This window comes from Psychrobacter submarinus, from assembly GCF_904846685.1.
GTDB classification, from domain to species: Bacteria; Pseudomonadota; Gammaproteobacteria; order Pseudomonadales; family Moraxellaceae; genus Psychrobacter; species Psychrobacter submarinus.
Map to the genome: position 1 here is coordinate 668,569 of NZ_CAJHBQ010000002.1, position 14,297 is coordinate 682,865.

Annotated in this window: 9 protein-coding genes and 3 pseudogenes; 2 read left to right on the plus strand and 10 right to left on the minus strand. The window is 36.8% G+C overall.

The annotated features are described in order from the left end of the window. Window positions 1-4: 4 nt before the first annotated feature. From JMY03_RS09020 to JMY03_RS09065, 10 genes and pseudogenes are all read right to left on the minus strand, one after another. Window positions 5-1,000 (minus strand): hypothetical protein, encoded by a 996-nt coding sequence (locus JMY03_RS09020; protein WP_201603104.1) that lies wholly within the window; start codon window positions 998-1,000, stop codon window positions 5-7. A 30-nt stretch (window positions 1,001-1,030) separates the two neighbouring features. After that, window positions 1,031-3,328, minus strand: a complete 2,298-nt coding sequence (locus JMY03_RS09025) for a dynamin family protein (RefSeq protein ID WP_201603106.1) — start codon at window positions 3,326-3,328, stop codon at window positions 1,031-1,033. Between the two features lie 17 nt (window positions 3,329-3,345). Beyond that, entirely contained in the window at window positions 3,346-3,918 is a 573-nt protein-coding gene (locus tag JMY03_RS09030) for a hypothetical protein (RefSeq protein ID WP_201603108.1), read from the minus strand. Window positions 3,919-4,132: 214 nt separating this feature from the next. Next, entirely contained in the window at window positions 4,133-4,333 is a 201-nt protein-coding gene (locus JMY03_RS13440) for a dynamin family protein (protein ID WP_201603110.1), read from the minus strand. Between the two features lie 3 nt (window positions 4,334-4,336). Next, window positions 4,337-5,242 carry a helix-turn-helix transcriptional regulator gene (locus JMY03_RS09040; protein ID WP_201603112.1) on the minus strand — a complete coding sequence of 302 codons (906 nt, stop codon included), beginning with the start codon at window positions 5,240-5,242 and terminating at the stop codon, window positions 4,337-4,339. 791 nt (window positions 5,243-6,033) lie between these two features. Further along, complete coding sequence (locus JMY03_RS09045; protein ID WP_201603114.1) at window positions 6,034-9,195, minus strand: site-specific integrase; 3,162 nt, start codon at window positions 9,193-9,195, stop codon at window positions 6,034-6,036. Continuing rightward, complete coding sequence (locus JMY03_RS09050; protein ID WP_201603116.1) at window positions 9,192-11,432, minus strand: hypothetical protein; 2,241 nt, start codon at window positions 11,430-11,432, stop codon at window positions 9,192-9,194. The genes JMY03_RS09045 and JMY03_RS09050 overlap by 4 nt, the downstream gene beginning before the upstream one ends. Further along, window positions 11,416-11,967, minus strand: a complete 552-nt coding sequence (locus JMY03_RS09055) for a hypothetical protein (protein ID WP_201603119.1) — start codon at window positions 11,965-11,967, stop codon at window positions 11,416-11,418. The genes JMY03_RS09050 and JMY03_RS09055 overlap by 17 nt, the downstream gene beginning before the upstream one ends. Before the next feature lie 384 nt (window positions 11,968-12,351). Next, a pseudogene (locus tag JMY03_RS09060) lies at window positions 12,352-12,735 on the minus strand (transposase family protein); the annotation flags it as partial. Window positions 12,736-12,743: 8 nt separating this feature from the next. Next, window positions 12,744-13,184: a transposase family protein gene (locus tag JMY03_RS09065; protein ID WP_105243994.1), complete on the minus strand. Its 441-nt coding sequence runs from the start codon at window positions 13,182-13,184 to the stop codon at window positions 12,744-12,746. 263 nt (window positions 13,185-13,447) lie between these two features. On the opposite strand from JMY03_RS09065, the pseudogene JMY03_RS09070 reads away from it, so the two are divergent. After that, window positions 13,448-14,032, plus strand: a pseudogene (locus JMY03_RS09070) (IS5 family transposase); the annotation flags it as partial. A 70-nt stretch (window positions 14,033-14,102) separates the two neighbouring features. Then, a pseudogene (locus JMY03_RS13160) lies at window positions 14,103-14,270 on the plus strand (IS3-like element ISPar1 family transposase); the annotation flags it as partial. Window positions 14,271-14,297: the final 27 nt, after the last annotated feature.

Consider the following 14,297-nt stretch of genomic DNA (forward strand, 5'->3'; position numbering starts at 1 on the left):
ATAATCATCTTAACTTCGCCAACAAAGCACGTATATGCTCTAAAACAGCGCCCCCTATTTTCATAGCGGTCTTTATAAAGCCATCTTCTTGCTTTTTCTGAGACGACTGTCCGGTATTTGAGCGACTGCGATCTGAACTTGATTTATTGTATTCTAAGCTACTGCTAGAAATACGATTAGACTGATGCTTTTTCTTAGATTCTTTATTAGCTTGAGTTTGAGATGTTGGCTTAGCCCTTATATACTCAAAACCCTCAACGCCTTTCTTTGCTAAATAATCCCGCACGTTAATGAGATGCATTAGCCTTTCCATAGCAAAATTATGATTAAGATAACTTTGCTGCAATAAAAAATAGTCTTTATTCCAACTTTCTTTGTTTTCATCGATAGCTAAACAAAATTTATCTTCGTAATAGTCAACAAAAACATCTGATGTATGTTTATTTATAAATACAACTTCCTGAATTATATCTTCAATAAGTAAACGATTGTTTTTTAAATCAAATTTAATTATATTCTGTATGGCTCTAATATCTTTTTTTGATACTGCTATCTGTAACTTTTCTGTAGGTTGATAATTTTTAAGAATATCGGGTAATTCTTCAATATCACATTCTGTCTTAATTGAACTCGTACTGATTTCTTGAGACCGATCATCACTATTTAATGTTGGCTGTGTTTTTTTAGTAGATGGAGAGGTATATTGATCACTGGTAATATCAAACCCTACTGCTCCAATATGCTGCAAGTGATGTTTTACGTTTATAATATGCTCACAACGTTGTTTGGAAAATTCTTTACGTTGTATTAAGCTAAGCTGTGATCGAAAGTATTCTTCATTCCATGAGCTCTTGTTGAGTTTTATTGGGTATGTTTCGCTATCGAATTCCATGAAATCAGATATTGAAATACCATTAAGAATAACCTGAGACTCCATAACAGGCAATGAGCTGTTAGAAGATACTTCAATAAAACTTTCTTTACTAAATTCATTTTTCATAGTATTCCTTAAAATATATTCTTTAACTATCTATAGGGTCAAAATATCACTAATTTTAGAGTTGAATTTTTCAATATGGTCTAATTCCATTCTAGCTACATCGATAGCTTCTTTTCGTTTATTTTTGTCTTCAACTTTTTCTTCTAGATCCGACATCAAATTATTAAAACGTTCACTAAACTCTTCATTCATAAATTCAATATATATACTAATTGTTTTATCACTATTGTCTTGAATTTTTTGCTTGGCATCAATTAATAGGTTTGCGAAAACAGTATCTATCTCTGGCCCTCTATCCTCCCACAAATCATCAAGACTAACAAACTCTTCTTCTACAGTTTCATAGACAGCTTCTTCTCTACTACTGAACCAGCTAAAAGGGTTGTACCATTTTGCACTAACAGTTCTTGTTCCTGTTTGTACTCTGTGACGCTTAACCTGTATTTCATCTTCTTCTAAAGAAATACTGAAAGACACCATATGGTTCTTTAAACCTTCTAAGATAGGCAGGTCCAACTCTGATACATCATCAAATAAACTTGCTATGTACCTATTGTAATCAGTTGACAAGTCTTTTTGTATTTCTAACTGATCAGACTCAATCATATTTTCTAGATTAACAACAAGAAGATTGAACTCGCTTTGCAAGTCACGAGTTAGTTTATTGATCTTATTTTGAGCCTGTCTTTTCGAGGCTTCACCCTGAAATGCATTTCCAAAATCATAAATTATTTCTCTTAACTTCTTTTCTTCTAGCATAAATGCTTGTGCTGTTTCTTTTCTTATACCTTTTTGCTGATTTTTTACTTTGTTAATATAACCATCCGACTTAAATGCTTGTTTTTCCTTCTCGCGTAGCAGATTAATATTTTCCTGAAGTTTATTAAGATTTTGTTCATCTGTTTCAAGGGATTTCTGCAATTCAGCAGCATTAGTAGATTGCTGTATTATCTGACTGAGTGCCTGATTTGCTCGTGTCACACGGTTAGGAAGGCTATACTTTTCGATATAGTCGTCTATCATCATCTCAACCGCAGGTAAACCACTACGATATAATACTGTTGAGTAGTTTTTCTTATTGATCTTTTCCTGAGTGTTTTTGGATAAGGGCATATATTGGACTAAATCCATAAGAGGTTCCTCATTAAACAGGTCTTCCATTGCACTGAGGTCACCTCGTTCACTGCGTGTCAATAAGTCGATACTTAGCTCACGTTTGCGAAGCAGAGAGGTTAAGCTAGCAGAAACTGGGTATACTAAAGGATTGGCAATACCATTATTTTTTAAATATTGTTTAGCGCGTGTAACTACATTCTCAATATATTCACCTTTCTCTGGATCGAATACATCCGCTTTATTAATGACGAAAATAAAGCGATCTTTACTTTGCTTACCTCCTTTACTCATAACATCAGCAATCTGACGCAATAAGCTTCGATCGTCATTAATACCAAGTTGTTGTCCATTTAGAATATACAGAACTAATGGATGACGATCGGAATCACCAATATATCGCATAGTTGTTAGGTTATGTTCGATATCTTGGCTGTTATTAGGACCTGGAGTGTCTGTTAATACTAAACGAACACTTTCTCGCTCTTCTATTGCTGGTATCTTCCCCTCTATATTAATTCGGAACACATCAGGGGATTTATTCCATTCGCTCATTAGCTGAGCTGCCGATTCAGCACCTATCTTTGTTGTAAGATCCAATTCTTGTTGTTCATTAACTATATATCCTTCACTATCTTTACAACTTACAGTAAAGTGACCTTGTGATATGTGGTCGTAATCCGTAATTTTAGCAATAGTAGCAGTGGTTGCCTCGTTCAATGCTGGTAGTAAGTCACAACCTAACATAGCGTTAATCAAGGTAGATTTACCAGATGACATGGTTGCCACTACATAAACATCAAAATTTTTGTCAAATGCCGCATCAAATTTCTTGAGTACATCTGGAGTATTAACATATTGTTTGAACAGTGGATCTTGCTTTGCTTCTAATATAAGTTGTTGAATTTTGTCTAGGCGTTCTTCTGATCCTGGAACTATGTCATATGACATCTTAACATCTAGCCCGTCTTCATTAGCTTGTTTAACGGCTTCTTCCATGTCAACACAGTCTGCTTCAACTCCTTTGAAATGAACTCTATATTGTTCTTCACCATTAAATATGTCATACAACTTTTGAAAGAACCCTTCTATCCATAATTGTAGTCTTTGGTTTTCATATTCAGCAAGCTGGGAATTATTCTCAGGCTTTTGATCATTAATAAGAAAACAAGTCTCAATTGTAAAAGGGTTATGTTTGATGGCTACGTTAATCATGAAATACTCCGTTAATATTATAAACTAGATTGTTGAAAGTTATAATTAATAATACTTTCTAACAGTGGTAGCCCACTAAAGTATACTAGGTTTTCAATTTTACTCTTTGGTATCTCTAGTCCATCTTTTATAACAATAGATATATCTTTTTTATCTTTATTCGGTAATGACATAGTCTTTACTTCATCAGATACATTATAAGAAGCTCTTATTAATCTACTATCATCAAGTTCATTTATATTTTGTTGTAATATATTACGCTCGAATCGGGTAAGAGGTTCTGCATTTAATGCTTTTCTAGCATTTAATGCAGAAAGTGCAGATACTGGTATAATAGCAGGGTCTATGAAACCAATATCTTTTAAGTACGAAGCTGCGTTCTGAACAAATGTTTCAATATCCTCACCTTTCTCTGCATCTAAAACATCTGCTTTATTCAGTATAAATATAATTTTCTTATGCTTATCTTTTTTTAAAACCTGATTTATCTGTGATAGAAAAAGCCTATCGTCATTAATACCAATCTGGGTAGCATTTAATACATAAATAATAACTCCGTAACAGCCATCATTTACTAGTTTTAAAGTCAAATTTTCATGTGTATTATCTTGACTATTATTAGGGCCTGGCGAATCGTATATAACAATATTTTTATTGGAATTTTTATAGAAGGAATATTACCTGTTATGCTAATAAAATTTATCTCCTTATCAGCATTCCATAATTTTAATATATTACTATTAATATTTTTTGTAATCTACGAAATTTAAGATGGTTTCTTTATTTAAATTTATATTTTTAAATTTATGCGGAACCATTAAAATGATGTTGTTGATCATTATTATGTATTCTAGTTATTGTTGCTGTCGTTGCTTCATTAGCACAATGAAGCAGCTCTCGTCCTAACATCGAGTTGATTAGTGTGGACTTCCCTGAACTCATTGTCGCTACAACAATGATTTTAAAGAAACTTACTACCGACTTACTTCTTTTGTTTTTTGTCATCGTTTAAATTTCCATTAAATACTTGGTTATAGTAGCTTCTAGGTCTTTATTTAAAGTGTTTGGGCTAATTACTCGGATATGTGGTATCCAATACTGCACGATAGGGATAACCTCTTTTGGATGCACGTCTTTACAAGCTAGCAGCAAGTCGCCATTTTCAAGCCGACGTATCAGATTTTGATTTGGCAGCAGGTCACGGCGCTCAAAGTAGCCAGCAACTTTAGCATTAACTTGCACGACAATTTCTTTAATTTGATTACCAAAGAATAGACTATCTGTAGTGACAATTTCTTTCTTTATATCTTCATAACATTCGAAAGTCTCAGTATTTACTTGTAAATTACTAATTTGAGTAAAGCAAAAGGTCTTTGTTCTATCATGAGTTTGCCCAACTACATACCAAATACCATTCTTGTTAAGCAAATGGTATGGTGCTAGGCGATATTTTTTTCTTCGATTATAAGTCGGACTATCACTGATTTTGTAGTAATCAAATTCGATATAATGGCAGCCTCTAATTGCCTTATTAATTGCTTCAAAGTCCTGCCTACGCTCTTGAATATCCTCATAATCATAACCTTTAACCAAAATACTTTGATTCAAATGTTGATGAAAAAACTGACGATCAATTTGTGGTAATAATTCTTGGACGCTAGCAAAGTTAGCGAATCGCTTTATATCATCAACGTTTAGGTAACCTATACTTTTGGGATTAAGGAGATAAAACTGTGGACCTGATTCTCTGAAATCCAAAACTGTCAGACGATCCTGAAAATCTCGTTTCAATGTGCGAGTAGAAACCTTATAAGTATCTGCTAACTCAAAAATATCCAAACGCTCGCCAGCGTTTAGTCGGATAATAATGTCAGATAAGCGATATGCAAGTCGTTCGTGCTTTTTTGATTTCATCACACTTTCTTGAGCCACATTTTGTAAACAATTATAATAGTGTTGCTTAAACCATACAGAATTGTAATTATGCACATTTATTCAGATTTCTCAATAAGTATTTAGTGCTTTTAAGTCACATTCAATACAAAGCATTGATATTTATATATATTAATTTTGATATATATATATATTAAATAAATATACTTTACAATTTTCAATTACGATAATCATTTTCATAAAAGTACAACAGGAGCATAAAATTTTAGAACTGTTACGAAATTATAATTTACATGTATTTATATGATAATACTTCGTAGTCCACAAACTCATAAAAGATGATACAAACCTATTGTATCTTCAGTAATCAAATCACTACTGAAATTGATACATTCACCAAAAATAAATCAAAACCGAATAGATATATCTTTAGGCAACGGATGTATCATAGCAATATCAATTCACAAAGCTGTTTGTTTTTATACAGTTCTCTAAGTAAAGTATTATTGAGAATACGCTTCATAAACACTTTCAAATATCAGTAAAGCATTAGTATAGCGTAACGTCATGACAGGTTGTGTCAAAAACATGAAATTGAAGAATAATTTTGGATGGTATTTTATGATTATAGGATAAGATAGTAGTGAACAGTAACCCGCCTAGACATAAGACAACAATTATAGAGATTATGATTATCAAAAGATTTTAGTAGTCAATTAACTTAGGACTGTTAATCTAAAGGTTATCTATTCCGTTGATACACCTGAGATAGTAGAGGGTATTTTGAACATTTCGATGCATGACCCCTGCCGTCAATTCCGTATCTTCAAACTTAGTACATATTTACCACTCAAACCATCAACAACCAGCAAAAGGTGCAGCACATAACTCATCAAAGCCGAAGACAGCTTTGCCTTGCCTTTCTGCTTAAGCGGACTAATAACCGTTAGTGCATAACCGTTATAGGTGCCTATGCTTGTAACCTCGCCTTCAAAACTAGGGACTTTTTGTCTAAACTCTTCTATACGCTTGAGCTGAGCAGCCTTATTGACAACAGGACGATACCCTTTTTTATTTTTGTCATTAGTATAAGGCTCAGACTCAATACAACTGATATTTACCCGCCAATGTTTACTGGGTAGAATTTGACACATGGTTTTTAGATAGCTATAAAACAGCTTTTTTTGCTTAAAGGTAAAACGAATGTCACTCTTTGAGGTATTGGTTTTCTCATAAAACACCTCCAGTATTTGCTTTATTTCACGTCTGCTTGTTTTAGATGTATAAAGCGCCTCAAGGTTATCAAAGCATTGATACACCAGCGCTTGCTCTTCACGATAATGCAGCGGTGTTGGCGAGATTAAAACATGATCAGAGAGTTGTTTACGTTTTTTAGAGATGAGCTTATGATTAAGCGTTCCATCGTCATTTTTTACCAAGCTCAATGCGCGTTCATAAATCATCAACGCATCATCATACCTAAAGTTTAAGCTACTAGCTTCCCCTAGCGTTTGCCCATCCTCTATGTCGTATAACAGCTTTTCTATCACCTCACGGCTATAGCTACCAAATACAGCTGAAGACTGTTTTTTGATAGTGTTGCTATTATGGCTAGTTGGATAAGGCGCTTTTACCTTATGAGTAAATGCTAATTTTTTACACTCAATTTTACGATTCACGTATGGTCTGATTTGATTGAGATGAACCTTGTCATCTCTAGTCTCTAAAGCAAGTGGATTATGCTGTTTTAGGTCCATACGACTGGTGCCAATCAGCTTGTTAACTACACCTAAAGGTAGAGTCAATTTAGCCTGCTGCAATTGGTGACTTGCAACAAGATCAGCAACATGTATATAAGAGCTAAAAGTAGTATTGAGATCAGCATGACCTGCAAACTCCATCAGTGCATCCCAGTGATTGGTTGAGACACGACGCTTGTTACCTAAAAAATGTGTTTTAACCTTCTCGATTTGCGTCTCATCATAATCTGTAAACTGCTGAGCAAAATCAGGATTGCATCTGAGTACAAGTGCCATATTAGATATCGCATTATGACGAAAGCTGTGCAGGGTTAGATCATGATAAGCGGTATTTTCTAATATACGTTTTAACGGCTGCTCTATACCATAACGAGATATGACAGCGGCTTGATATGCTAGCGTAAATAAGTAGCGAGACGACTGACTCTCTTTTAGATGAAAGAGGCTTTTAAAATCTTCTAGCTCTTCTGGCAAAAGTAGTACTGACAAATGAATTCGGCGCGTACCGTCATCTGATTTCAAATCACGATGCGCATTAGAGCGAATAATAACGTTGTATTCCCTAAATCCTTGATTATCATATTCGATATCTTTAACCTGTAATCCTAAAATCTCGCTGATGCGCATGCCAGTACGGTATAGCAATATTATGACGATACGAAGGACTTGCTTATAGTAATCACTCAGCGTCTCTTGCTCAGCGATACAGTTAAGAATTACATGGTAAAGCGGATTAGGTATAAGATAACTGGATACTACCTGCGGATCGCCGCCGCCTCTGATATCAATATCAGGCGCTTGGTAATGTTTCTTTAAAGAGTAATGCAGTGAGCAAATAACTGTCTTAGTAAACCCTAGTCTATTTGGGTTCTTCTCGACAATGATTTCGTTGTATAGATAGTGGTAGTCATGTTTCGACAATTGTGAAAAATCAGTTGTACGAGTTCCTGCGATGAAACCATTACCGACCTCAGATAAATACCGCTTTAAGGTATTGATTTTACTACCGCTGGTGAGTAAGTCTATCATCCATCTCACCAGTCGTTCTTGATTGGGATATAGGTTTTGGGTCAATAAATCTAATAGCTGTGGTTTAACTTGTTTTTTGTCACTGTTAAGTATGCTGCGTATCTCTTTAACCGCATCCGATCGAAATCTTTCGACTTTAACATCAGCGATTGAGTTCTCAGCGCTATTACTAGATTCAATCACTAATTTACTGACGTGTTCATCTGACAGTACTGCATTGGGTGTTTTAATACTTTTAAAATATCTCAGCCACTGTTCTATTGGTAGTGAAGTTTGCTTTTGCTGGCCTGTTAGCACTTGTACTAATTGAATGTCTAGATGCACGTCTGGCATCGTTTGCCAATAGATGGCAATATGCCGTAAGTAGTTAGACTTCTGGATAGATCTAACCGAGAAGTCCTCTCCAATATACTCTCCTAGCCTTCTTATCACTTGATGGTATTTAGGAAACTCATTTTGCGCTTGATACTGGCGCTGTAGTTTGAGCAGCCATAAACGGCTGATGTCATCTACGCTAATAAGGCGTGTGAGATATACCTCATCTAAATCGTTTTCTGTAGGCACTACCTCATTGCCATACTCAGGTGATAATAGTCTAACCGGCATGATAAGCAGGTCATTAGCCATCTGATAGATAGGCTTTTTTTGTTCTAAATGGTCGTAAATCTCTTTGAGTATCTTTTCATCGTTACAGCCTGCAAAACTAATAAGTGAGAAGAAAAACCAGCTGACGCTCTCAAGCAACGAAAAGGTGTTCCTTTGCTGCCATCTATCAAAGGCTTGTGCAACAATGCTTTGGGCTTTAGTTAGATATAAGAACGTCTCAAAATCGTTGATGTTTTTAGGGCGCTGAGGACGTACAGCAATAATGGGTTTTGGCAGTAACGGCAGGTGTCTTTTTTTACGCGTATCATTAATTTTATCAAAAAAGCGCTTGCGCTCGAATAATGCAAACGGGATAAGATGCGCTGAAACGCTCTTTTCAATCTCTTTGTAGAGAGATTCGTATAAAGCGTAAATCTGCTCATCCGTTATCGCAGCTGCTGATTGGTTTTCCTCAATAAAGGTATCCCAAGCGTTTTGACAAAGCTCTTTTGTATGCTGCAGTGCTTGTTTGCGTCGATCTTGCGCTTGTTCTGAGCGTCTTAGGTGTCCATATTGACTATCCGGCTGTATCCTTGTCATAGTTTTGCCTGCTCTAATTCTAGCTCTACTGCCAATTGCTGGTAAGATTTTTTAGCGTCTATTATATGCCCCATAGACAATGTTGAGCTCTTTCGCCACGCTTCTTGGCCCATCATTTCATGACCAAAAATCGCCAGTATGACTGCTTCATCTACTCTCTGCTCATGTAAAAACCGTTGTCCCACATGGCGGGGCCAATCTGGCTTAAAACGGAAATTGTCACCTAACTCTTGAATAATGATAGCTGGTCTGAGCGCGTGGAATTTACCTTTCTTATCTATAAAGTTGAGTAGCGGCTTTTGGTAATCAAAGATCTTATTCACTTCGATACCGATGTTAGTATCTAAACGTCCATAACGCTGAGCAAAGCTTTTCAAGTAATTTAAAAAACTTTGGATAGCCTCATACAGAAATGAGCAAATAGGCACTAAGCGCTGACTACTCGCTGTCGCTCGTTCTTCCTTATCAGAGATCCAAACGATACCTGCCTCAAGGTTCATTTGGTTGAGATAACCAGGCGCACCTTCTACTGCTCTTATTGAGGTCAGCAGAAGAGATACATGCCATAACCATAAGTTGTAAAAATTAAACTTTTCCCTATAGTCTTGGGTAGTTACTACCTTTTGCTGTAGGTAACTCATAAATTGTTTCACTATTGGATAGTCAGGACTGTTTTGACTACCTATAGATTCATCACTGAGCGCGACTTGGTCTAAATAATCAACGATAATGGGTTTGTTGTTGTGACAGCGAGCGGTGAGGACTTTAATCGCACTATAGTAAACCTCTTTTACCTCTTCAATCGCATGCGAGCTATACCAAATATCTGCTCTTTTTTTGCTATTTCGTGAGGTAATAATAGTGGCCAGTTGAGTGCTACTGACTTCATAAATTAGAATGGTGTAGAGCGACTTTTCAATCCTGCCTAAGCTAATCAATGGAAGCCTTAATGTTGTTCTTAAATCAGCAATGACTTCATTGATGTGTGCTGAATCTGGGTATCCTTTATAGGTCAAAAAAATGCCTAATGTCTCAGGTAATGGTAGTTTGAACTGCGTTAACCGATTAGAAATGACAGACTCTATTCCAGCTGTTCTAATGCGTAGCGGGGTAATGTCTAAATCAATAATGAACTCATACTTTGACTTACGAGCGCTGATATCAATGATTTCTTTGTCATTGTTATTTATATCTTCAGCGAGTCGAGCGACTGAATGACCTGTGTATAAAGACAACAGTAAATAAGCAATTGCGCGCTTTTTATCCCTATCGCTTTCACCATCACTATCTTCATCAAACCACTGCCACAATCTAGACGCTATGTTCTGAATGGCTGTTATCGGTAGTTGTCGAATATTACTACTTACAAATCGCTCGTTTTTATTTGCATGCGCGAATTTTGCGTGTGTCCTTCGGTAAATCTGATTTGTTGAGAATTTCTCAGTTTCTTTTAGCGTTGTCTGCTCAATATAGTTAAAATCAGGGATTGGGTTGTCTAATCGCTCACGATTAATGTCGTTGTTATTTTTTGTCGGCTCAAAACCTATAACCGATACTAACTCATCTGTATCACCATCCACATCCGTTTGTGTGATGTGCTCTATTTTTGGCGCATCAATTTTACTCTGCTTGGTCTGTTTTCTGCCGGAGGAGGTCCGCGTTATGCTACTTTTATTATTAAACGCAAAATCAATGGTTCGATATATTTTACTAAAAGCCTTGAGTTCAACATTATTTTTACGCTCAAGCTCATCTCGATAGTTCTCAAAATTTTTGTACATGGCCTGCAAAGTATCAGCCTGCAGCGTTAAGTAACAGTACTGCCAGATCTCATGGCTCCTACTTGTTGGATTCATCCACTTCCGAGCTTCAGCAGTAGTCTCACTAATGCGTCTTGGTAGGTTATTTTGGGCAAAATAGATCAGTAAATGACATAATTTTGCAATCCACAGCCATTCCTTACTTGGGTTATTGATATCAAGATTTGGTAAATGATAGGTACTGGCGATAAATGCTCGAGTTAGATTTTCGGGCTTAGTCAGCTTACCTCTATAAGAGTCGTATATTTCTTTGAGATATATTGGAGTCAAAGGTTTTGACTGTTCCACCACTATGTTGATGTCCATAAATTCTCTTGGCACTAAACTGGCTACAGTTATGAGAAAGTTACGAATATCGGCGGTATAGATGTCCTCATTATCTGGTATTAGCATCTCTACGTTAGTTATTATTGTCATAGCGAACCTCAGCAATTAGCTCAGAGAAAGGTGGTATCTTAGTGTGCTGCTGATTGCGGTATAGACTGGTTTGGTAATCGTAGTGATGACGCTTGAGACCTTTAATATCTAAAATGTACTGTATGGTCAGAGGTTTATTAAATAGCGCTTGTTGCATCTGAGCGGGCATACTGCTTTTTATAGCCTCAAAAACTTTTGGGTTGATAGGATTTACATCGATAAACTCATTCATAAGACAGGACCAAGCACGTCGCTCAATCTCTGCTTTAGAAAAACCTACTCTTCTAATGGATATTTCAGTGCCGTTCGTTAGCAAACCTACTTCTCTAAAACTTTCAAAAAAATAATACTGCTCGTCTATTTCAACGACTTCTAATAATAGCGCCCTATCTAAAGAAAACGCATCAACTTCAGCTTTGAAAAACTCACAGAATATCTGATAAGGCTTCCTGGCACATTCGTGCACTACCAAATTGTTTTTTATGGCAATGCTTTTGACGCTTCGCCTCACTACTTTTTTAGTACGCTTCGCCATAATCAATGACCTACACGTTAGAGATATGCAGCATACAAAATCGATTATCTTCGATAGGGCAGGTATGCAAAAAGTTTTTGGTTGGTGTCATAATACCATAATAATATAGTGTCCAGAAATATATTCATGCTATTAATATACTTGTTATTTACAAATTATAATATATAATAGAAACCACCAAACCCTTTAACAACAAGGCATATAGACTAATAAAACTTTATGTAATTTTGGTCGACGCCATTGCCAAGGTTGGGGTATCTCTTATCCCGCTCCAAATATTTAAAAAGCCTCACTTAATAGTGAGGCTTTTTTTTGTCCATTTTCCGGGGCTTGTAGAGTATTTCTTCGAATATTTATTTTCTTATAGTAGACCTCTTGCAAAAGTCATAGGTTAAGCTCGGAATTAATGATACCAGCAAACAGCTTCATTCTAAGATCATAGCGCTGACGACGGTTGCGATATTTATGAGCCACGATTTTAAACAACTTGATTAAGCCTATTTTGTGCTCAACCACAATACGGAACTTTGCCAGATAGTGATTGGCCTGTTTGCATATCTCCAGTAACTGACCACCACGTGGCTTTTTAAAAGGGGTGAAGGTTTGCTTATGTAGCTTTGCTATACCTTGATAGCCACTATCTGCTAGTAATTTAGCATTGTCAGGAAGCCAATCAGGACAAGTATCTTTATAGAGCTTAAAATCGTGGATTGACCCTTTGCAGGTTTGCACATCAAGTATCAAGCCGGTTTGCCAATGGACGATAACCTGCGCTTTTAAGGTGTGTTGTTTTTTCTTGCCGCTGTAGTAGTCGCTTTGGTTTTTTTTGGACGCTCAATAGGGGTTTCGGTGGCATCGACGATGACGACTGACCAATTGATGTCCTCATCGACACGACTAGGCAGCTTTTTAGGCAATTCAAACTTGCCAGAGTCAATCAGTGTGTCTTCTACTTTACGAATGATACGGCTAGCAGAAGACTCATGAATACCAAAGTCCATACTGATATGATAAAGCGTGCGGTATTCACGCCAATAAGTCAGGGCTAGTAGTATCTGCTCCTTAAGACTGAGCACACTTGGTCTACCTGATTTGGTCTTAGATGCTTCATGCTCTTGCATGGCATCAAGCATGTCATAAAAGGTGGCTTTATGAATGCCAGTGTAGCGTTTAAAACCAGCGTCACTTTGTTTGAGTAGCTTATCTATGTTTGGCATGGTTCCTAGACAGTTATGAATGTTTCAGTTATTGTAAAATTCTCTGCTACTTTTGCAAGAGGTCTAGTTAAGTTTATCTACTCAATTAAAAAGCTCAAAAATCGGCACCGTGACCAAAACGTGAAAAATTGAATAGGGCGTGTTGAACATTAGCGACAAATTGATGGTAAAAAAATAGCGAACGGTTAATCTTTAAGTTCTCACACAAAAAAGATATCGTTCGCTATGCCTCGCACCATGCTCAAAGATGAACACTGGACAAGACTGAAACCATCTATAAAGCTTACCAGCGCTGGTTTCGCAGTAATAAGTTGATTGCATTATTTACGTTACTGATCAAAGACGCAGACCTTGAGTGGGTCTTCGATGGCACTCATATTAAAGCGCATCAGCACAGCAGTAGTGGCAATGAGAACCTACAATCCATTAGCAAAAGTGTGGCAGGCCGCGCGACCAAGATTCACTTAGCAGTTGATGCGCATGGCAATCTGATTACCTTTATTTTATCAGATGGCACAACCCACGATGTTAAAGTCGCACCTGATTTAGTAGACAAAGTGAATTTGAGTGATACAGAGGTTGTATGTGCCGATAAAGGCTATGATTCTGATGCACTACGAGCGCATATTGAACAGTCAGGGACGCATGATAACATCCCTCGAAAACGAAACACTCAGTCTTCTAACGACCATATGGACTGGGACTTATATAAAGCCAGGCATCTAGTAGAAAATGCTTTCGTTAAGCTAAAACAGTATAGGGCGGTTGCCACCAGATTTGATAAGCTCAAGCAGAGTTATGAAAATACGGTCGCTCTTGCTTGTGCTTATATCTGGCTCAAATTATGAATGTTCAACGCGCCCTAGATTTAGTGAAAAAAAAGGTGTGCTTGGCATAACCCGGTACAAAAAAGCGGCGCTAAGTCGTGACATCAGCGAGCAGCAGGTACAACGCAATCAGTGCGAGCTACTAGTTAAAGCCGCTCATAGTGAAACATTAGAGCGTTATGGTATAGATTGTTTGCATGCGCATCTAAGCGATCAAGAACATACTATCAGCTCCTACATGGTTAGAAGCATTAGAAAAGGTTTATAAGTCTGATGTTTTACACTA

Excerpts from the sequence above, each read along its gene's own strand:
- JMY03_RS09050 (WP_201603116.1), bottom strand. The coding sequence starts at position 11,432 with ATGACAATAATAACTAACGTAGAGATGCTAATACCAGATAATGAGGAC.
- JMY03_RS09020 (WP_201603104.1), bottom strand. The coding sequence starts at position 1,000 with ATGAAAAATGAATTTAGTAAAGAAAGTTTTATTGAAGTATCTTCTAAC.
- JMY03_RS09055 (WP_201603119.1), bottom strand. The coding sequence starts at position 11,967 with ATGGCGAAGCGTACTAAAAAAGTAGTGAGGCGAAGCGTCAAAAGCATT.
- JMY03_RS09040 (WP_201603112.1), bottom strand. The coding sequence starts at position 5,242 with ATGAAATCAAAAAAGCACGAACGACTTGCATATCGCTTATCTGACATT.
- JMY03_RS13440 (WP_201603110.1), bottom strand. The coding sequence starts at position 4,333 with ATGACAAAAAACAAAAGAAGTAAGTCGGTAGTAAGTTTCTTTAAAATC.
- JMY03_RS09045 (WP_201603114.1), bottom strand. The coding sequence starts at position 9,195 with ATGACAAGGATACAGCCGGATAGTCAATATGGACACCTAAGACGCTCA.
- JMY03_RS09065 (WP_105243994.1), bottom strand. The coding sequence starts at position 13,184 with ATGCCAAACATAGATAAGCTACTCAAACAAAGTGACGCTGGTTTTAAA.
- JMY03_RS09025 (WP_201603106.1), bottom strand. The coding sequence starts at position 3,328 with ATGATTAACGTAGCCATCAAACATAACCCTTTTACAATTGAGACTTGT.